The sequence below is a fragment of the Parasphingopyxis algicola genome (assembly GCF_013378075.1).
GTDB classification, from domain to species: Bacteria; Pseudomonadota; Alphaproteobacteria; order Sphingomonadales; family Sphingomonadaceae; genus Parasphingopyxis; species Parasphingopyxis algicola.
On record NZ_CP051131.1, the window covers coordinates 1,802,002 to 1,820,522 of the forward strand.

At 64.7% G+C, this 18,521-nt stretch carries 18 protein-coding genes, 1 tRNA gene and 1 pseudogene; 8 read left to right on the plus strand and 12 right to left on the minus strand.

The window, feature by feature from the left end; genetic code table 11:
• Positions 1 to 92: 92 nt before the first annotated feature.
• From sdhA to sdhC, 3 genes are read right to left on the minus strand one after another with little or no spacing between them, the layout of a single operon-like run.
• On the minus strand, positions 93 to 1,895 hold the full coding sequence (sdhA, locus tag HFP57_RS08905) for a succinate dehydrogenase flavoprotein subunit (RefSeq protein ID WP_176869443.1): 1,803 nt from the start codon (positions 1,893 to 1,895) through the stop codon (positions 93 to 95).
• A complete protein-coding gene (sdhD, locus tag HFP57_RS08910) occupies positions 1,895 to 2,281 on the minus strand; it encodes a succinate dehydrogenase, hydrophobic membrane anchor protein (RefSeq protein ID WP_176869444.1) in 387 nt (128 codons plus the stop codon). The genes sdhA and sdhD overlap by 1 nt, the downstream gene beginning before the upstream one ends.
• On the minus strand, positions 2,281 to 2,718 hold the full coding sequence (gene sdhC / locus HFP57_RS08915; RefSeq protein ID WP_176869445.1) for a succinate dehydrogenase, cytochrome b556 subunit: 438 nt from the start codon (positions 2,716 to 2,718) through the stop codon (positions 2,281 to 2,283). Before sdhC ends, sdhD begins: the two co-directional genes overlap by 1 nt.
• A 157-nt stretch (positions 2,719 to 2,875) precedes the next feature.
• Here sdhC and HFP57_RS08920 point away from each other — a divergent pair, with 157 nt between their 5' ends.
• From HFP57_RS08920 to HFP57_RS08930, 3 genes are read left to right on the plus strand one after another with little or no spacing between them, the layout of a single operon-like run.
• Positions 2,876 to 4,192 (plus strand): methyl-accepting chemotaxis protein, encoded by a 1,317-nt coding sequence (locus HFP57_RS08920; RefSeq protein WP_176869446.1) that lies wholly within the window; start codon positions 2,876 to 2,878, stop codon positions 4,190 to 4,192.
• Positions 4,193 to 4,231: 39 nt separating this feature from the next.
• Positions 4,232 to 4,954 carry an SDR family NAD(P)-dependent oxidoreductase gene (locus HFP57_RS08925; protein ID WP_176869447.1) on the plus strand — a complete coding sequence of 241 codons (723 nt, stop codon included), beginning with the start codon at positions 4,232 to 4,234 and terminating at the stop codon, positions 4,952 to 4,954.
• Positions 4,944 to 5,885 carry a 50S ribosomal protein L11 methyltransferase gene (locus HFP57_RS08930; RefSeq protein WP_246263569.1) on the plus strand — a complete coding sequence of 314 codons (942 nt, stop codon included), beginning with the start codon at positions 4,944 to 4,946 and terminating at the stop codon, positions 5,883 to 5,885. Before HFP57_RS08925 ends, HFP57_RS08930 begins: the two co-directional genes overlap by 11 nt.
• On the opposite strand, the gene phhA is transcribed toward HFP57_RS08930, so the two are convergent.
• Complete coding sequence (phhA, locus tag HFP57_RS08935; protein WP_176869448.1) at positions 5,830 to 6,711, minus strand: phenylalanine 4-monooxygenase; 882 nt, start codon at positions 6,709 to 6,711, stop codon at positions 5,830 to 5,832. The two genes, HFP57_RS08930 and phhA, sit on opposite strands and share 56 nt — an antisense overlap.
• A 68-nt stretch (positions 6,712 to 6,779) precedes the next feature.
• Between phhA and HFP57_RS08940 the strand changes: the two genes are divergently transcribed.
• Positions 6,780 to 7,460 (plus strand): TIGR02117 family protein, encoded by a 681-nt coding sequence (locus HFP57_RS08940; RefSeq protein WP_246263571.1) that lies wholly within the window; start codon positions 6,780 to 6,782, stop codon positions 7,458 to 7,460.
• A 188-nt stretch (positions 7,461 to 7,648) separates the two neighbouring features.
• Here HFP57_RS08940 and ligA read toward each other — a convergent pair whose 3' ends face one another.
• The 4 genes from ligA to HFP57_RS08960 form a co-directional block, all read right to left on the minus strand.
• Positions 7,649 to 9,793: an NAD-dependent DNA ligase LigA gene (gene ligA, locus HFP57_RS08945; RefSeq protein WP_176869449.1), complete on the minus strand. Its 2,145-nt coding sequence runs from the start codon at positions 9,791 to 9,793 to the stop codon at positions 7,649 to 7,651.
• A gap of 142 nt (positions 9,794 to 9,935) precedes the next feature.
• Positions 9,936 to 10,316 (minus strand): putative quinol monooxygenase, encoded by a 381-nt coding sequence (locus HFP57_RS08950; protein WP_176869450.1) that lies wholly within the window; start codon positions 10,314 to 10,316, stop codon positions 9,936 to 9,938.
• A gap of 40 nt (positions 10,317 to 10,356) precedes the next feature.
• Positions 10,357 to 12,018 (minus strand): DNA repair protein RecN, encoded by a 1,662-nt coding sequence (gene recN / locus HFP57_RS08955; protein WP_176869451.1) that lies wholly within the window; start codon positions 12,016 to 12,018, stop codon positions 10,357 to 10,359.
• A gap of 41 nt (positions 12,019 to 12,059) precedes the next feature.
• Positions 12,060 to 12,863 (minus strand): outer membrane protein assembly factor BamD, encoded by an 804-nt coding sequence (locus HFP57_RS08960; RefSeq protein ID WP_246263573.1) that lies wholly within the window; start codon positions 12,861 to 12,863, stop codon positions 12,060 to 12,062.
• Positions 12,864 to 12,964: 101 nt separating this feature from the next.
• Between HFP57_RS08960 and HFP57_RS08965 the strand changes: the two genes are divergently transcribed.
• Positions 12,965 to 14,134 carry a glycosyltransferase gene (locus HFP57_RS08965; protein ID WP_176871234.1) on the plus strand — a complete coding sequence of 390 codons (1,170 nt, stop codon included), beginning with the start codon at positions 12,965 to 12,967 and terminating at the stop codon, positions 14,132 to 14,134.
• Here the strand turns inward: HFP57_RS08965 and HFP57_RS08970 are convergent.
• From HFP57_RS08970 to yajC, 4 genes are read right to left on the minus strand one after another with little or no spacing between them, the layout of a single operon-like run.
• Entirely contained in the window at positions 14,111 to 14,497 is a 387-nt protein-coding gene (locus HFP57_RS08970; RefSeq protein WP_176869452.1) for an Mth938-like domain-containing protein, read from the minus strand. The genes HFP57_RS08965 and HFP57_RS08970 overlap by 24 nt on opposite strands.
• On the minus strand, positions 14,497 to 15,474 hold the full coding sequence (gene secF, locus HFP57_RS08975) for a protein translocase subunit SecF (protein ID WP_176869453.1): 978 nt from the start codon (positions 15,472 to 15,474) through the stop codon (positions 14,497 to 14,499). The genes HFP57_RS08970 and secF overlap by 1 nt, the downstream gene beginning before the upstream one ends.
• Positions 15,474 to 17,078, minus strand: coding sequence for a protein translocase subunit SecD (gene secD, locus HFP57_RS08980; RefSeq protein ID WP_176869454.1), 1,605 nt, complete (start codon positions 17,076 to 17,078; stop codon positions 15,474 to 15,476). The genes secF and secD overlap by 1 nt, the downstream gene beginning before the upstream one ends.
• A 16-nt stretch (positions 17,079 to 17,094) precedes the next feature.
• Positions 17,095 to 17,427, minus strand: coding sequence for a preprotein translocase subunit YajC (gene yajC / locus HFP57_RS08985; RefSeq protein WP_176869455.1), 333 nt, complete (start codon positions 17,425 to 17,427; stop codon positions 17,095 to 17,097).
• 177 nt (positions 17,428 to 17,604) lie between these two features.
• Here yajC and HFP57_RS18280 point away from each other — a divergent pair.
• The 3 genes and pseudogenes from HFP57_RS18280 to HFP57_RS09000 form a co-directional block, all read left to right on the plus strand.
• Positions 17,605 to 17,748: pseudogene (locus HFP57_RS18280) on the plus strand (putative quinol monooxygenase); the annotation flags it as partial.
• Positions 17,717 to 18,331, plus strand: a complete 615-nt coding sequence (locus HFP57_RS18035; protein ID WP_246263669.1) for a nitroreductase — start codon at positions 17,717 to 17,719, stop codon at positions 18,329 to 18,331. The pseudogene HFP57_RS18280 and the gene HFP57_RS18035, both read left to right, overlap by 32 nt.
• A gap of 87 nt (positions 18,332 to 18,418) precedes the next feature.
• Positions 18,419 to 18,495 (plus strand) — tRNA-Pro (locus HFP57_RS09000).
• Positions 18,496 to 18,521: the final 26 nt, after the last annotated feature.

Genomic DNA, 18,521 nt, shown 5'->3' on the forward strand with positions numbered 1-18,521 from the left:
CGCTTGCAATATCATCATATTCCTTCGCTCTGCCTCCTTGTCCTGAACCAAATCGCTTCAAACCTCGGGTGCCTTGGTCGTGGAACCGGAACCTAGTACACCCGGGCCTTGGGTTCGATGTAGGTGACATCGTCGGTCAACGTGAAATCGTGCACCGGGCGATAGTCGATTTTGACGTCGCCATCCTTGCCGCCCCAGCCCTCGAACCAGCTGATCGTATGCTTCATCCAGTTCGCGTCGTCACGATCCGGATGGTCTTCATGCATGTGCGCGCCACGGCTTTCCGTGCGGTTGTGCGCGGACCGGATCGACACCTGGGCCTGGGCGATCAGATTGTCGAGTTCGAGCGTTTCGATCAGGTCGGTGTTCCAGATCAGCGAGCGATCGGCCACCGCGATATCGTCCATATTCTTGTAGATCGCGTCGATCTTCTCGATGCCCTCGGCCATCAGTTCCTCGGTGCGGAACACGGCGCAATGCGCCTGCATCGTCTTTTGCATGTCGAGACGGATTTGTGCGGTCGGAGCGCCACCGTCCGCGTGCCGGAAATGATCGAGCCGCGCGAGCGACATCTCCTCGCTGCCCCCGGGCAACGGCCGTCCCTTGCCGTTCGGCTCGACAACCTCGGCCAGCCGGTGGCCCGCGGCCCGGCCGAACACGACGAGGTCGATCAGGCTGTTCGAACCGAGACGGTTGGCGCCGTGGACCGAAACGCAAGCCGCCTCGCCGACCGCGAAGAGGCCGGGCACGACCGCATCGGGATCGCCGTCCTTCAACGTCACGACTTCGCCATGATAATTGGTCGGGATGCCGCCCATATTGTAATGGACGGTCGGGACGACCGGCAGCGGCTGACGCGTCAGATCGACGCCGGCGAAAATCTTACCGGTTTCGGTGATCCCGGGCAGCCGTTCGGCGAGAATCTTCGGGTCGATATGATCGAGATGGAGCCAGATATGGTCGGCTTCCTTGCCGACGCCCCGGCCTTCGCGGATTTCCATCGCCATCGAGCGTGACACGACGTCGCGCGACGCGAGATCCTTGGCGGACGGCGCATAGCGCTCCATGAACCGCTCGCCTTCGCTGTTCGTCAGATAACCGCCTTCGCCCCGCGCGCCCTCGGTGATCAGCACGCCAGCGCCGTAGATACCGGTCGGGTGGAACTGGATGAATTCCATATCCTGCAGGGGCAGGCCGGCACGCAGCACCATGGCATTGCCATCGCCGGTGCAGGTATGCGCCGAGGTCGCCGAGAAGAAGGTACGACCATAACCGCCCGTCGCCAGCACGACCGCCTGCGAACTGAAGCGGTGGATCGATCCGTCTTCCATGCACATGGCGATGACGCCGCGGCATTCGCCATCTTCCATGATCAGGTCGAGCGCGAAATATTCGATGAAGAAGTCCGCGTCATATTTCAGGCTCTGCTGATAGAGCGCGTGGAGCATCGCATGGCCGGTGCGATCTGCGGCGGCGCAGGTGCGCTGGACCGGTGGGCCTTCGCCCATATTCTGCATATGGCCGCCGAACGGGCGCTGGTAGATCGTGCCGTCGTCATTGCGGCTGAACGGCACGCCGGCATGTTCGAGTTCGTAAACGGCGGCCGGCGCCTCGCGCGCCAGATATTCGATCGCGTCCTGATCGCCGAGCCAGTCCGACCCCTTGACCGTATCGTACATGTGCCAGGTCCAGTGATCGGGCGTATTGTTGCCGAGGCTGGCGGCGATGCCGCCCTGCGCGGCGACCGTATGCGAGCGGGTCGGGAAAACCTTGGTTATACAGGCGGTGCGCAAGCCCTTTTCGGCCGATCCCATCGTCGCCCGGAGACCGGAGCCACCGGCGCCGACGACGACCGTGTCATAGGTGTGATCTATAATCTTGTACGCGTCGGCCATTATGCGGCGCCCCCGAAAGCGATTTTGGCGATGGAGAATATGGCGATGGCGCCGGCACCCACCGCAAAGAAATTGATAAGCACGATCAAGCCGAGTTTCGACGCCTCGTTATGGACATAGTCTTCAACGGTCACCTGCAATCCGAGACGCAGATGCCAAAACATATTGGCCGCCAGCAATATCGTCGCAACGGCGACGAGAGGCGCGGACAACCAGTCGGTGACCACGGCGTGGCTGAGATCGGGCAGCCGGACGAGCGAAATGAAGAACCAGCTGACGAGCAGGACATTGCCGGCCGCCGTCAGCCGCTGCATCCACCAGTGATGCGCGCCCTGCTTGGCGGAACCGAGCCCGCGGACCCGGCCGAGACCTGTGCCGGAACCCATCAGCCTTCTCCTGCCGTGAGAGCGACGAGCGCGGGCCAGAGCAGCCATCCCCAGAGAAGGATCGTCGCGACGATCGCGCCGGCTACGACAGTGATCGACCAGCGGCGATTGGTCTGCAGCTCGTAACCGGCTCCCGTATCCAGAACGAAATGCCGCAGGCCGTTGAAGAGATGCGTGAAAAACGCCCATGTCAGACCGATGCCGAAGATCGCGCCGACGATGTTGATCGCGCCGCTTTCCACGGTCAGCAAATCCATGAACCAGGCATAGGTCGCTTCCCCGCTCGCCGCGGCCAGAAGCCATCCGGCAAACAGCAGCCCGCCGACGATCGCCAGCCCGACTCCCGTAATCCGGTGCAGGATCGAGACCAGCATATGCGGCCCCCATTTCCAGTGCATGAGATGCGGCGACAACGGCCGAGATTGATTGCTTGACATGGTGGTCTCTATCGCTTTCCCTGTTGCGCGTTCCTCTTAGACGAACCGCACTTCCATGCAACCAGCCCTTTTGGGCATGACCCCATAGGCTAACGGGCTCTTAACCAATCGCATTTAAGGATGCGAACCGCGAATTTACAGCGGGCGAGACACAGTAATGAGCATCAGGGATCATATTGCCGTATTCGATCATGACGGGACGCTGATATCCACGATCAAGGAAATCGGGGCGATCCTGAAAGGGCATGAGCGCGCGCTCGCCGAGAAATTCTGGCAGCGCTTTATTGAGCTCAACCCGTCGCTTAAGGCGCTCAACGCCGAACAGCTTGAAAAAGCGATCGATTTCGCCACCGAATACACGACCGAAAAGCTCCACAATCCGGACGAGGAACGCTGGGTTGAAATCGCCCGCAAAAATGCGGAGCGCATCCTCGAATCCGGCATCTCGCCGATGCAGCTCTTTGCGACCCTGGCCTATTCCAATCAATCCATACTGGCGCTGCTCCGCGACGCCACCGGGGAAGATCCCGACCGGTTTCTCGCGCTGAACAAGGCGCTCGTCGTGTTCGCGGCACTCGAAGTCGAAATCAAAGCCTCGTTCATCAACGAATATCTCTTCAAGCAGGAAGATGAGAAACGCCAGGAAAGCACGCAGATGTTCCGCGAGATGATCGAAAAGACGGTGCAGGACGCCACCGAGGACAGCCTGTCCGTGATCGAGAACACCAACGATGCGTCGCAATCGGTGCAGGGCATGCTCGGCAAGGCGTCCGAAGTCGCGGCCGCGGCCGAGCAGTCGGCCATCGCGATGCGCGAGGCGGCACAGACTGCAGCCGGCCTCATCCGCGCCATCGAAGAGGCGCGTAGCGAGGTGGAGACCTCGGCCGAGGTCGCGACCCGTGCATCCGAACAGGCGCAGGAGGCCGTTCGCGTCAGCGAGGCACTGTCCGAACATACCGACTCGATCGAATCCATTCTCGGCCTGATCCGCGACGTGGCCGGCCAGACCAACCTGCTGGCGCTCAACGCGACGATCGAGGCGGCGCGCGCCGGCGATGCCGGCCGCGGCTTCGCCGTCGTCGCCCAGGAGGTGAAGACGCTCGCCAACCAGACGGCGCAGGCGACCGACGATATCGCCAACAAGATTGCCGCGATCCAGTCGGCGACCGCCCAGACGGTCGAGACGAATGAGTCGATCCGCACGACCGTAAACGACGTTCAGGCATCGGCGACGCGAATCCGCCAGGCGATGGAGCAACAGGCGCAAACCGTGACGACGATCACTGCGGCGGTCGACGAAACGGCGCTCGCCGCGGATTCGATGTCGGGAACGATCGCCGCGATCCGCGAGGACAGCGAAAGCGTGTCGTCCGATATCAGCCGCGTGTCCGACGGCTTCCGCGAGGTCGACGGCCATCTCCAGAAACTGACGGGAGCGACCGGCGAATTCGTGCGCCGCATGGCGGACGGCTAGGAGCTTTCACTCGGCGTTCGGTCCGCCTATCGAAGGCGGATGACCGATACGACACCTACCCATATTCTGATTACCGGCGCGCGCCGGGGCATCGGCAAGGCAGCAGCCACACGGCTGCGTGAATCCGGCGCCCGCCTCGCCTGCCACGCGACCCGGCACGACGAGGGCATCGCGATCGCCGGCGATTTCGATCGGGCGGGCGCCGCGAGGGACACATGGCGCCAGGCGTTGGATCTGCTCGATGGACGGGTGGACGTCCTCGTCAACAATGCGGGCATTTTCGAAGCCTCGCCGATCGAGCGGGACGATGAGGTCTGGCGTGATGATTTCGAGCGGACGCTACGGATCAACCTCACCGCAGCGGCCGAGTTATGCCGGCTCGCCGTCCGCCATTTTCGCGAGCAGGGCGGCGGACGGATCGTCAATGTCGCCAGCCGCGCCGCCTATCGCGGCGACAGCCCCGATCACTGGCATTATGCCGCGTCGAAGGGCGGGATGGTCGCGATGACCAAGACGATCGCGCGCGGCTATGCAGCGGAAAGCATCCTCGCCTTCGCCATCTGCCCCGGCTTCACGATGACCGGGATGGCGGACGACTATCTGGAGAGCCGCGGCGGCGAGCAGTTGCTGCGCGATATCCCGCTCGGACGCGTCGCGACGCCGGAGGAAGTGTCCGAAACCATCCGTTTCTGCGCGCTGGATGCACCGCCGTCGATGACCGGCGCGGTGATCGACATCAACGGCGCCAGCTTTGTCCGATAGTTGGAAACTGACTCTGCCCTGCACGCGGGCGGAGGCCGAAATTCTCAAGGAGGATATCGCGCCATTCGCACTCATGGATCCCGTTCCGGTGCTGATGACGAGCGAGATCGAGGCGGCGCGGCCCGACGAATGGCGGCTCGATATCTATTTCGAAAACGAACCGGAACCGCAGACGATAGCCATGGCTATGCACCTCGTGCCGAGCGCTGCGGGCACCGAGCCGGAGATCGTCGAACTCGAGGATCGGGACTGGGTGGCCGTCAGCCAGCAAGGCCTCGAACCGATCCATGAGGGCCGATTCTTCGTCCATACGCCGATCCATCGCGACGAGGTGCCAGACAGAGGGCTGACCTTCGAGATCGATGCCGGCCAAGCGTTCGGGACCGGGCATCACGAAACCACGGCGGGATGCCTGGCGGTGCTCGACGGTCTGAAATCACGGGGCCGTCGCTACCGGAATGTCGCGGATATCGGGACCGGCACCGGCCTCCTCGCCTTTGCCGCACTCGCGCTCTGGCCGAATGCGCGGGGAATCGCGTCCGATATCGATCCGCTGGCGATCGAGGTGGCCGAACGGAATGCGGCGATCAACACCGTCCGGATCGGCAACGGACCGGGCCGCCTCGAAATGGTCGTGGCCGCCGGGCTCGTCCATCGCCGCCTGCGCGCCCGCGCGCCCTATGATCTTTTGATCGCGAACATCCTCGCCGGACCGCTGATCGACCTGGCCCGTCCCTTCGCCAATGCCGTCTCGCCCGGCGGCACGCTCATTCTCGCGGGTCTGCTCGACCGGCAGGCGGAGGATGTCATAGCGGCCTATCGCCGCCAGCGCTTCCGCCGCGCCGACCGGCAGAATCGCGGCGAATGGTCTATCCTCAGGCTGGAGAAGCGGCGGCGCGTTCGCGGGCATAGGCCTGCGTCCCGCGCGTGATCACTCGGTCCCCCTCGGCGATATCGTCGGGGGCATAATCGCTCGCTTTTTCGAGCGCGGCGTAGAGCGGGGCGAAATCGGTTTCGACGGTCTGGCGCAGCAATTCCTCGAAGCTCGGAATCACGAAATAGACCTGCTGGAAATCGTCGATCCGGTAATTGGTCCGCATCACCCTCTTCATGTCGAAGGCGATCCGGTTCGGGCTCGGATCGTCGAGCGCGAACACGCTCTCGCCATGGCTCGAGACGATGCCCGAACCGTAGATGCGCAATCCTTCCGGCTCCTCGATCAGCCCGAATTCCACCGTGTACCAGTAGAGCCGCGCGAGATTGTCGAGACTGTCATATTCGAGCGCTCTGAGCCCGCCCCGGCCATAGGCTTCCATATAATCGCCGAAGACCGGGTTTGCCAGCATCGGCACATGGCCGAACACGTCGTGGAACACATCAGGTTCCTGCAGATAATCGAGCTGTTCCCGCCGCCGGATGAAATTGCCCGCGACGAACCGGCGATTGGCGAGATGATCGAAAAACACATCGTCGGGCACGAGCCCGGGCACGGCGACGACCTGCCAGCCGGTCTCCTTCATCAGGTTTTCCGACAGTTCCTCGAAATCGGGAATGCCCGGCTTCGACAGCTTGAGCACGTCGATGCCGTCGAGAAAGGCCTTGCTCGCCCGGCCGGGCAGCTGCTCGACCTGGCGTTTGAATAAAATGTCCCAGGTTTCATGATCTTCGGCCGAATAGCGGTCCCATTCCTGCGGTATCGTCCAATCCGGCGCCGCGCCCTCGGGCGGGCGGTCCAAAACATGCGTATCTTCAGTCATGTGCCGTGATATAGCAGGAAAGGGCGGAAAGAACGAATGATCGAGGTCAAAGTTATCGGGGAAAGACGGTGAAAGCGCTTTTTCGCGGCATCCGTTACGTCCTTGCCGGCTTCGTCCTCCTCGTTGTCGGCTATGTGCTGGCGGGGATCGGCGGATCGCTGATTCCGGCGAATGCCGACTGGCGCGAACCCGATACCGGCATCACGATCTACATCCACGACAATGGCGTCCATACCGGCATCGTGCTGCCGCGCCGCAACGCGCTCGCCGACTGGAGCGACCTCGTCCGCCCCGACCATCTCGGCGACCGCCGCTATGCGAGCGATCATCTGCTGTTCGGCTGGGGCGACCGCACCTTCTATCTCGAAACCCCGACCTGGGGCGATCTGCGCCCGTCCACGGCCATCGCGGCGCTGTTCGGCAGCGATGCGAGCCTCGTCCATGTCGACCATATCGCCGCTCCTGCCGCAGCCGACGATCTCCGCCCGGTCCGGATTACGCCCAGCCAATACCGGCATATCGCATCGGCCATCCGCGCCCAGTTCGCGCTCGACGAAGCCGGCGCTTCCCAACCGGTGCCAGGCTATGGCCCCGCCGATATCTTCTACGAGGCCCATGGCCGCTACACGGCGTTCCGCACCTGCAACGAATGGACGGGCGCAATCCTGCGCAATGCGGGCGTCCGGATCGGCGCCTGGACGCCGTTCAATTTCAGCGTGATGCGCTGGTTCGAGACCCCGGCCGGTTGACACTGGTTGACACGCGCCGGGGTTGATCCCGGCTCCTTCCCGGCGGGAAGAAGACGACGGCGCGGGCGGCTTTGCGCAAGTGGTGGGAGAGGTCGGGTGATCGAAAGGGGCCATACGCCATAATTGCCATAACCCGGTGCCTGTAGGACAGGATTTTTCGCTGTTTCCGAGCAGCCCGCCGATCTCCGTCACCCCGCCGCCGCGACGATCTCCGCCCAGCCGGCTTCGTCGATGACCTCGATGCCGAGTTCGGCCGCCTTTTTGAGTTTGGAGCCCGCGCCCGGCCCCGCGACAACCAGATCGGTCTTCGCGCTGACCGATCCCGCGGCCTTGGCGCCCAGCCGTTCGGCCTGCGCCTTGGCCTCGTCGCGGCTCATCGTTTCGAGCTTGCCGGTGAAGACGACCGTCTTTCCCGACATCGGGCTCTCCTGCACCTCGACCTCGAAGCGCGGCGGCGAGACCTCGCCGAGCAGGTCGTCCCACGCCTTGCGATTGTGCGGTTCGTGGAAGAAGTCGGTCAGCGCCTCGATCACGGTGGGACCGATGCCGGATATCGCCAGCGACTGGGCGATTTCGCCGAGCCCTTTCCGGCGCGCCTTGTCCGCTGCCTCGTCCCCCTCGCTTTCCTTGAGTTTCGCTACAGTCGCCTCGAGCGCGTCGCGCTGCGCCTGTAATTCACCGACGGCCTTGATGAGACTTTCGGGATCGTGGAAAGTCCTGGCCAGATCGCGCGCGGTAACGTCGCCGATGTGGCGGATGCCAAGGCCGAACAGCAGACGGTCGAAACCCTGGGTCCGCGCCGCCTCGATCGCCGCCAACAGGTTATCCACCGACTTATCCTGCCAACCGTCCCGATCCAGCAATTCCTCGCGCTTTTCGTGGAGCCGGAAGATGTCGGCCGGACCCTTGTCGAGCCAGCCGAGATCGAAAAATTCGCGGATGCTCTTTTCGCCGAGCCCGTCGATATCCATCGCGACCCGGCTGACGAAATGGATGAGCCGCTGGACGCGCTGGGCCGGACAGATCAGGCCGCCCGTGCAGCGGACATCGACCTCGCCTTCCGCCGCCACGGCTTCGGAACCGCAGCGCGGGCATGCGTCCGGAAAGGCGTACGGATCGCGTTTTTCGTCGCGCGTCAGATTTTCGACGACCTGCGGAATGACGTCCCCCGCCCGCTGGACGACCACCCGGTCGCCGGGGCGCACGCCGAGCCGGTCGATCTCGTCGCGATTGTGCAGGGTGACGTTGGAGACGACGACCCCGCCGACCGTCACCGGCGTCAGCCGCCCGACCGGCGTCAGCTTGCCCGTTCGCCCGACCTGGATGTCGATCGCCTCGAGCGTCGTTTCGGCGCGTTCGGCCGGGAATTTGTGTGCCAGCGCCCAGCGCGGCGCCTTGGCGACGAACCCCAATCGCGCCTGCCAGTCGAGCCGGTCGACCTTGTAGACGACGCCGTCGATATCATAGGGCATTTCGGCGCGCAGCCGTTCGATTTCCCGATACTGGCCGAGCATCGCCTCGAACGTTTCCAGCCGCTCGAGATGATCGGACACCGGGATGTCCCAGTCGCGCAAGGCATCCATCACCGCCATCTGCGTCTCGCCCGGCACATCGCTCGCGACGCCCCAGCCATGCGCAAGGAAATTGAGGTTGCGGCTTTCGGTGATCGCCGGATCGAGCTGGCGCAGCGACCCGGCGGCGGCGTTGCGCGGGTTCGCATAGATCTTATCGCCCGCCTCCTCCTGCCGCGCGTTGAGGTCGGCAAAGGCCTGTTTCGACATGTACACCTCGCCGCGCATCTCGAAGATATCGGGCGCGCCGGCCGGCAGTGTATCGGGAATATCGGCGATCGTCCGCGCATTGGCGGTCACGTCCTCGCCCGTCTGCCCGTCGCCGCGCGTCGCCGCGAGAACGAGCCTGCGATCGTCGTAGCGGATCGACAGCGAGAGCCCGTCGATCTTGTCCTCCGCCGTCATCGCGACGGGATCGTCTTCGGCCAGGTTCAGATAGCGCCTGACGCGCGTCACCCATTCGGCGATATCCTCGTCCGAGAACCCGTTATCGAGCGAATAGAGCCGCTGCGCATGCTGCACCTTGGAGAGCGGCGAATGGGCGATGGCCGCGCCGACCTGCTTCGACGGGCTGTCCTCGCGGACGAGATGCGGGAATTGCGCCTCCAGCTGCGCATTGCGGCGGACCAGCGCGTCATAATCCGCGTCCGAGATTTCCGGCGAATCCTCGACATGGTAGAGCTTGTTATGCTCGGCGATCTGCTTCGCCAGCCGCATCAGCTCGTTGGCGGCGTCTGCCTCGGAGATTTCGCCGCCGCTCATCGCCGTCCGCCATCCGAGATGTCACAAGAAGTCGCACCTTCACGCGCGCGGAAAAGCTCGCTTTTTTCGATTTTCGACAGGATCGCGACCATGGCGCGGCATGATGCCAGCGATACCGCGAATAGGACAGGCAATTTTCGCCTCAGACGCCGGCCACCGGGGTCGTTTCGAACCGGTGGCCCATGCCGGCGATCATCGGCCGGCCTTCGGCGATCGCCGCCTGGACGCCCGGCAATTCGAGCGAGGCTGCGTGGCTTTCCTGGCTGTCCCAGATTTCGGTGATCCAGAGCGCATTCTCGTCGGCGCGATCCTCGGCGATCACATAGGCGATATTGCCCGGCATATCGCGCGTCCCGCGTTCCAGTATCGCGATCAGCTCGGCGCGATTGCCCGGCGTCGCGGTCATCTGTCCGATCAGTCCATACATTTCGCTATTCCCCTCGGCCCGTCCTGCGCCGCCAATGGCCGATACGGCAGCCATCGAAGCGGCCAGTTTGAGCATATCGCGGCGGGTCTGTGTCATGATGCGTCACCCTATCAGGGGATCGTTACGGCACAAGCGTTCAGGCGTTTTCCAGCAGCCGCTCCGCCTGCGCGCGTGCCTCGTCCGTAATTTCGGCGCCCGACAGCATCCGGGCGATTTCCTCGCGGCGTTCGGCCGCGTCGAGCTGCTGCACGCCGGTGCGCGTAACGAGGCCATCCGAGCTTTTCGCGATCTGCCATTGATGGCCCGCGCGCGCGGCGACTTGCGGGCTGTGCGTAACGACGAGCAGTTGCGCGCCTTCGGCCAGCCGCGCGAGCCGTTCGCCGATCGCGCTCGCCACCGCGCCGCCGACCCCGCGGTCGATCTCGTCGAAGATCATCGTCGCCGCGCCGCCCTGTTCGGCCAGCGCGACCTTGAGCGCGAGGATGAAACGGGAAAGCTCACCTCCGCTTGCGATCTTGGCGAGCGGGCCGAACGGCGCACCGGGGTTGGTCGAGATTTCAAACGCCACCCGGTCCTGCCCGTCCGCCGTCCATTGCGCTTCGTCGAGCGTTTCGACCGCGGTCCGGAATTGCGCGGCATCGAGTTTGAGCGGGGCGAGTTCGGCGGCGACCGCCTTGTCGAGCGCCTTGGCCGCCTTTGTCCGCTTCGCATGCACGGCTTTGGCTGCTGCGGCATAGGCGTCCCGCTTCGCTCCGACATCGGCTTCGAGCGCCGCCAGGTGCGCGCCGCCGGCTTCGATCCGCTCGAGCTTCGCCGCCATCTCGTCGGCCAGCCCGGGCAGATCGTCCGGTTCGACCCGATGCTTGCGGGCGAGGGCGCGGATATCGAACAGCCGGGTTTCCGCCTCGTCGAGCCGCGCCGGATCGAAAGCGAGGATATGTCCGGCCTCGGCCAGCTTCTCCTCGGCGAGATCGGCTTCGATCAGCGCCCGGTCGAGCGCGGCGAGCGCCTCGGTCAGCAATTCATGTTCACCGGCAATGCGATCCGCGCGGCGCGCGGCCTGGCGCAGCTTGGCGAGACCGCCGTCCGAACCGTCGAGCAGTTCGGTAATCTCGGCAAGGTCGCCGGAGATACGGTCGCCCTTCTGCATCGTCGCGCGCGCTTCGGCGAGTTCGGCTTCCTCGCCGGGCTGCGGCGCCAGCTGGCGCAGTTCGGCGACGGCATGATCGAGAAAGTCCCGGTCGCGCTCCGCCTCCTCGACCTCCGTGCGCGCTTCCGCGAGTGTCTCTTCCGCGGCGCGCCATTCGCCCCAGGCCGTCGCGAGTGGCTTCAGATCGATATTGCCGAACGTGTCGAGCAGCGCCCGATGACCCTTGGCGTCGAGCAGGCCGCGATCGTCGTGCTGGCCGTGAATCTCGACGAGCAGCCCGCCGATTTCGCGCAGCAGCGCGGCGGACACCGGCTGGTCGTTGACGCTGGCCCGGCTCCCGCCATCCGCCTTGACGATCCTGCGGACGATCAGCGGCTCGCCCGGTTCGGCATCGAGCCCGCTCTCGGTCAGCAGCGCGCCGACCGGATGGCTGGGCGGGATATCGAAAGTGGCGCTGACCACGGCCCGCTCCGCACCCTGGCGGACGAGTCCACTGTCCGCCCGCACGCCGAGCGCCAGGCCGAGCGCGTCGAGCAGGATCGACTTGCCCGCGCCGGTTTCGCCGGTCAGCGCGCCGAGTCCGTCGGAAAACGGAAGATCGAGCGCCTCGATCAGCACCACATCGCGAATGGAAAGGCCGGTCAGCATCAACCGGCTTTTAGCGGGTTTGGCGCTTCAGGCCAGCGCCCTTAATCGCCGGCTCCAGCAACCGGCACACCGCCGTGCCGCTGCATCAGCTCATAGGCGCGGTCGTACCAGCGCGTTTCGGGATAGTTGTTGCCGAGCACGGCCGCGGCGCGGCGCGCTTCCTCGACGATGCCGAGCGCCAGATAGCTTTCGGTCAGCCGCATCAGCGCCTCGGGCGCGTGGGTGGTCGTGTCATAACTGTCGACGACATTGCGGAAGCGAACGGTCGCGGCCAACCACTGGCGGCGGCGCTGGTAGAAACGGCCGATCTCCATCTCCTTGCCCGCAAGGTGATCGTTGACCAGATCGAGCTTCAATCGCGCATCGGCCGCATAGACGCTTTCCGGATAGCGGCGGACCACCTCGTTGAGCGCGGCCTGCGCCTGGCGGGTGACCGACTGGTCCCGGGTGACGTCCGAAATCTGCTCATAATAGCTGACCGCGATCAGATAATAGGCATAGGGCGCATCGCGGTTGCCCGGATGGATCGACAGGAAGCGCCGCGCCGAAGAGATCGCTTCGGGATATTCGCGCGCCAGATAGAAGCTGAACGCGCCCATCAGCTGCGCCCGGCGCGCCCAGGGCGAATAGGGATGCTGGCGCTCGACCTCGGAAAAGATAGCCGCGGCGATGCCATACTGGTTCCGGTCCAGCCGGTCCTTCGCCAGATTGTAGAGCGTGTTGACGTCGCGCGCGACATATTGGGTATCGGCGCGGGTTTGGGCGCTCGGGCCGGCGCACGAGGCGAGCGGGACGAAGGCGGCAGCGGCAAGTACCATCGCTGCAGGGCGGAACTGGATACGCATGGCATTGCCTCTAGCGCAGCGGATCGCCGCCGCCAAGAGAGCAGATTCGCGGATCGCGGAAAGGGTTCCGAACCGGCGATGTTCGGCTATAGCGCATGCCCATGCTGCGCGTGCTGACCCTCGCCACCCTGTTTCCGGACGCTTCACGGCCCACTTTCGGCGGTTTCGTCGAGCGCCAGACGCTGGGGCTCGCGGCGCGCGACGATGTCGAGCTCGAGGTCGTCGCCCCGATCGGCATCCCGCCCTGGCCGTTCCGCCGCCATACGCGCCATGCGGCGTTGGCCGATGTCCCGGAGCAGGAAGTCTGGAAGGACGTTATCGTCCATCGGCCGCGTTTTCGCACGATCCCCAAGATCGGCGGGCCGCTGGCGCCGGCGGCAATGGCCCGGGCGCTCGGGCCGCTGCTGCGCACGATCCGCGAGCGTTTCCCGTTCGATATCATCGATGCGGAGTTCTTCTATCCCGACGGACCGGCGGCGATGCGGCTGGCCCGGGAGTTCGACCTGCCCTTCTCGGTCAAGGCGCGGGGCGCCGATATCCATTATTGGGGACGGCGGACCGGCTCCGCCGCGCAGGTGCTGGCAGCCGCCGACGCCGCCGACGGGCTGCTCGCCGTCAGCGAGGCGCTGAGAACCGACATGGTGGCGCTGGGCATGACGGCGGACAAGATCGCCGTCCACTATACCGGGATCGACAAGAGCCGCTTCCGCCCGGTCGACCGGAGCGCCGCCAAGGAGGCGCTCGGCGTAGAGGGCCCATTGATCGTCACGGTCGGCGCGCTGATCCCGCGCAAGGGTCAGCGGCTCGTTGTCGAAGCGCTCGCGGACATTCCGGATGCACGTCTCTGGTGCGTCGGCGAAGGCGAAGACCGGCCGATGCTCGAAAAGCGGGCGCGCGACCTCGGCCTTGCGGACCGCGTCCACCTGCCCGGCAACCTGCCGCATGACGACGTCGCGAATCTGCTCGCCGCGGCCGATGTGATGGTGCTGCCCTCGGCGTCGGAAGGACTGGCCAATGCCTGGGTGGAAGCGCTGGCGTCGGGCACGCCGATCGTGATCTCGGCCGTCGGCGGCGCGGCAGAGCTCGTCGACCGGCCCGAAGCCGGCGCCATCGTCGATCGCAGTCCGCGGGCGATCGCCGACGCCGTCCGGGCGCTCCTCGCCGATCCGCCGGACCCGTACAAGGTCCGCGCGGCGGTCGATCGTTTCTCCTGGGAACGGAACAGCGAAACGCTGTTCGCGCATCTGTCAGCGCTGGTCGAGCGGCAATAGCGCGGCGACGAACCAGCGGCCTTCGCCGCGCAACAGGCCCCAGCTGCGCGCCGCCGCGCGGCTGTCCATCGCTTCGACCCCGATATTGCGGCTCTCGATCGCGGAGACGAAGGTGGCGGGCGGGCGGCGCAGCCGGGGTCCCGTGCCGAGCAGCAGGAACTCGGGCAGCGGATCGATACCCAGCAACGGATCGAGCATGGCCGCATCGAGCGCGTCCGGATCGGCCGCAGCCCAGGGACAGGCCCATTCGGGCGTGAGCCACAGGCCGCTATCGACAATGTCGCCGTCGACGCGAAATCCGCTTCCCGCGAAGCCGGTGACCAGCGGGCCGGAGGCGGGTGTTTCGCGCTGTAACGACACCATCAGCGGCCGTAGCCCTCCTTGTGGATCTTCTGGCCGCCGGACGCTTCCTCGGGCACGAAGGTGTCGGGTCCGACCTTGAGCCAGATCAGGATCGGCGCCGCCATATAGACCGAGCTGTAGGTGCCGATAAAGATGCCGAGCAGCATCGCGGCGGTGAAACCGAACAGCAGGTCGGGGCCCACCCAGATCAGCACGACGAGCGCGAAGACCATCGTCAAGCTGGTCATGACCGTCCGGGCCAGCGTTTCGTTGACCGACAGATCGAGCAGCGGCACGATCTCCATCTTGCGGTATTTGCGCAGATTTTCGCGGATACGGTCATAGACGACGATCGTGTCGTTGAGCGAATAGCCGATGATCGTCAGCAGCGCGGCAACGATGTTGAGATTGAATTCGAGCTGGGTCAGCGCAAAGAAGCCGAAGGTCAGCGCGACGTCGTGAAACAGCGCGAACAGCGCGCCGACGCCGAACTGCCACTCGAAGCGCAGCCAGATATAGAGCGAGATCGCGACCATCGCGAGTCCGAGCGCCAACGCGCCCGCGCGGAACAGTTCGTCCGACACCTTGCCCGATACCGAGTCGACGGAATCGATCCGCACGCCTTCGTAATTGGCCTGCATCATCTGCGTGACCTGCGTCGATACCTGGTTCGCAATTTCGGGATCGTCATCGGCGCCCTCGGTGACGCGCATCCGGATCGAAACCTGGTTTTCATCGCCGAAGCGCTGGATCGACGCGCCCTCGATGCCCAGGCCCGCAATATCTTCGCGAAGCTGGACGACCGGCGCTTCGGCGTCTTCGGTGAAGGTCGCCTGGATCATCTGGCCGCCGGCGAAATCGACGCCGAAATTGAGGCCGCGCGTGGCGGTCAGCGTGATCGATGCGACTGTCAGGATGATCGAAATGATGATCGCCACGTTCCGCCATTTGAGGAACTGGATGTTCGTGGTGTCCGGGACAAGCTTGAGAAGACGCATCAGACCACCAGCTCCTTGGGCCGTTTGTTCTTGATCCAGACCGAGACCATCATCCGCGTTATGGTCACGGCGGTAAAGACCGAAGTGATGATGCCGACGACCAGCACGACCGCGAAGCCGCGCACCGGGCCCGAACCGAAGGAGAACATCAGCGCGCCGCCGATGAAATTGGTGATATTGGCGTCGAAGATCGCCCGGCTCGCTTCCTTGTAGCCGGTCTGGATCGCGTCGATCACCTTGCGCCCGCGTCTCTGCTCCTCGCGTATGCGCTCGTTGATCAGCACGTTCGCGTCGACCGCCGCGCCGACTGTCAGCACGAAACCGGCGATACCCGGCAAGGTCAGCGTTGCGTCGAGCATCGCCATGATCGCGAGGATCAGGAACAGGTTCAGCGCCAGGGCGATGTTCGAATAGATCCCGAACCGGCCATAGGTGACGAACATGAAGGTCATCACCGTCACCGTTGCGATCAAGCCGGCCAGGCCGCCGAGCCGGACGCCTTCCTCGCCGATTTCGGCACCGACGGTACGATCTTCGATAACCGCCAGCTCGACCGGCAGGCGGCCGGATCTGAGCGCGATCGCCAGTTCGTTGGCGGACTGGACGGAAAAACTGCCGGTGATCTGCGCGTTACCGCCGAGGATCGGCTCGTTGATATTGGGGGCCGACAACACTTCGCCGTCGAGAATGATCGCGAACGGCCGGCCGACATTTTCCTGGGTGACGCGGCCGAAGGCGCGGCCGCCGGGCCCGTCGAAGGTCAGGTTGACGGTCACTTCGCCGGTGCGCTGGTCGAACCCCTGCTGGGCGTTCACCAACTGGTCGCCCGACACCATGACGCGACGCTGGACGATGACGCAGCCGACGCCCTCATCCTGGTCCGCATAGGGCAAGGCCGCGCTGCCGATCGGTGCCTGGCAGGCCAGCGCCATGTTCGGATCGGCCTCATAATTGACCATGCGGAATTCGAGGCTCGCGGTGCGGCCGAGCAGGCTCATCAGCGATTCCGGACTGTCGAGCCCCGGCACCTGGACGACGATCCGCTCGGCACCCTGGCGGATGATCGTCGGCTCACGCGTGCCGAGTTCGTCGATGCGGGTCCGGACAACTTCGGTCGCGGTCGCAACCGCATTGTTGATGGCTTCGTCCGTACCGGCCTGTGTCGGTGTCACCACGACGCGCAGGGAATCCTCGTTTTCGACGCTGAAATCGCGTTGGCCGGTAAAGCCGACCGGCTGGGTTTCCGCGCGCACGCGCTCCATCGCATCGTCGAGCTGCGCTTCGTCGCGCACGGTGAAGGTAATGCGGCCGCCGCTCCGCGAAATATCGCCGATCTCGATGCGCGGATCCTGATCGTTCATCGCATCCTCGATGCGATCCGCCATGGTCTGAAGGCGCTGTTCCTCGAACTCCTCGGTCTGCGCTTCGAGCAGGATATGGACGCCGCCGGAAAGGTCGAGACCCAGATTGATCGTCGGCTGCGGCAGGAAGTCCGGGATGTAGGACCGCTGCTCCTCGTTGAGCAGGCTGGGAATGGCCAGCAGAACGCCGACGACGAGCAGCGCCGTGAGCAGCCAGACCTTCCAGGCAGGAAAATCGTTCATGATTCGCTTGTGTGCCTTAGTCGTTCGCTGCTTTGGCAGCGTTGGGATTGCGAACGTCGGACAGCGTCGCCTTGAGCGCGGTAACCTTCTGACCGCCGCCAAGATCGACTTCCACTTCCTCGTCATTCACCTTGGTGACCTTGCCGAGCAGCCCGCCGCCGGTCACCACGCGATCGCCCTTCTTCACCGCCGCGATCATTTCGCGATGCTCCTTCATCCGCTTCTGCTGCGGACGGATCAGCAGGAACCAGAAGATCACGAAGATCAGGATCAGCGGGACGAGCTGGATGATGAAGGAACCTGCGCCTCCGGACGGGGCGGCTGCGGCGAGAACGGGAGTGGCGGACATGGATCGGACCTGTGAAGCTGGTTGACGGGGCCTTGGCGTTACGCCCCTTGTAAGTGGCGCGCCTCTATCACCTAAGGTGCGTTTCGCGCAACTGCCATCCGTCACCGGCAAATTTATTTGCATCCCCGCCGCGGCGCGCTAGCACCGGCACGCAAATAGGGAGCGGAGGGGAACGCCATGATTATCGTCGAGGGATGGGTCCGGATGGAACCGGGCGAATTGGAGCGGCTGCACGACGCGGCAGTCGCCATGATCACCGAAACGCGCAAGGAGGCGGGCTGTATCAGCTATTCCTACGGCCGCTCGATGGAAGAGCCGGACGTCATGCGGATCGCCGTCGGGCAGCAACATGCAGCCCTGGAACGTCTATGTCGTGATGGGCGAGAAGCTCGGCGAGCTCAAGCAGCTGGCGCTCGAAGCGATTGCCGCCGGCGTCGATCTCACGGCCGCGGAGTTCGAAATCTATCCGGCCGGCATGGGCGAAACTCACAGCGCGCGGCGGCTGCGCAATGCCGAGGAGATGTTCGGCGCGGCCGGCATCGCACGCGACGATCAGGCGGGACGGATGATGCAGATGGCCGCCAATTTCCGCTTCTTCGATGCGCCGGTCGGCATGTTCTTCACGATCGACCGGGCGCTCGCCGTCGGCAACGGCCAGATGGCGCATCTCGGCATGTTCATCCAGACGCTGATGCTCGCCGCACAGGCCGAAGGCATCGATAGCTGTCCGCAGAAAGCCTGGGCGATCCTGCACGAGACGGTCCGGCCCTGGCTGGGCGTGCCGGACGACCAGATGCTTTATTGCGGCCTGGCGCTCGGCCATCACGATCCGGATGCGTCGATCAACAGTTTGCGCACCGACCGTGTGCCGGTCGCGGAATTTGCGACTTTTATTGGCGCGTAATCCCCCGAGCAGCGGTCGCCGGATCGAGACGGCGCGAGGCGGCGCTTGCATTGCCGGGCGTTCGGATTTACATCGCGCCCCCTCGGTCGGGGCGTAGCGCAGCCTGGTAGCGCATCATACTGGGGGTGTGGAGGTCGCTGGTTCGAATCCAGTCGCCCCGACCAGCCACCCCCGCCGGCCGGCGGGCCGG

Bases quoted from the DNA above. Each gene is read 5' to 3' on its own strand.
- secD (WP_176869454.1), bottom strand. From the start codon at position 17,078: ATGAACGATTTTCCTGCCTGGAAGGTCTGGCTGCTCACGGCGCTGCTC.
- HFP57_RS08920 (WP_176869446.1), top strand. From the start codon at position 2,876: ATGAGCATCAGGGATCATATTGCCGTATTCGATCATGACGGGACGCTG.
- HFP57_RS08925 (WP_176869447.1), top strand. From the start codon at position 4,232: ATGACCGATACGACACCTACCCATATTCTGATTACCGGCGCGCGCCGG.
- secF (WP_176869453.1), bottom strand. From the start codon at position 15,474: ATGCGTCTTCTCAAGCTTGTCCCGGACACCACGAACATCCAGTTCCTC.
- yajC (WP_176869455.1), bottom strand. From the start codon at position 17,427: ATGTCCGCCACTCCCGTTCTCGCCGCAGCCGCCCCGTCCGGAGGCGCA.
- phhA (WP_176869448.1), bottom strand. From the start codon at position 6,711: ATGACTGAAGATACGCATGTTTTGGACCGCCCGCCCGAGGGCGCGGCG.
- HFP57_RS08970 (WP_176869452.1), bottom strand. From the start codon at position 14,497: ATGGTGTCGTTACAGCGCGAAACACCCGCCTCCGGCCCGCTGGTCACC.
- sdhD (WP_176869444.1), bottom strand. From the start codon at position 2,281: ATGGGTTCCGGCACAGGTCTCGGCCGGGTCCGCGGGCTCGGTTCCGCC.
- sdhA (WP_176869443.1), bottom strand. From the start codon at position 1,895: ATGGCCGACGCGTACAAGATTATAGATCACACCTATGACACGGTCGTC.
- HFP57_RS08965 (WP_176871234.1), top strand. From the start codon at position 12,965: ATGCTGCGCGTGCTGACCCTCGCCACCCTGTTTCCGGACGCTTCACGG.
- recN (WP_176869451.1), bottom strand. From the start codon at position 12,018: ATGCTGACCGGCCTTTCCATTCGCGATGTGGTGCTGATCGAGGCGCTC.
- HFP57_RS08960 (WP_246263573.1), bottom strand. From the start codon at position 12,863: ATGCGTATCCAGTTCCGCCCTGCAGCGATGGTACTTGCCGCTGCCGCC.
- sdhC (WP_176869445.1), bottom strand. From the start codon at position 2,718: ATGTCAAGCAATCAATCTCGGCCGTTGTCGCCGCATCTCATGCACTGG.
- HFP57_RS08950 (WP_176869450.1), bottom strand. From the start codon at position 10,316: ATGACACAGACCCGCCGCGATATGCTCAAACTGGCCGCTTCGATGGCT.
- ligA (WP_176869449.1), bottom strand. From the start codon at position 9,793: ATGAGCGGCGGCGAAATCTCCGAGGCAGACGCCGCCAACGAGCTGATG.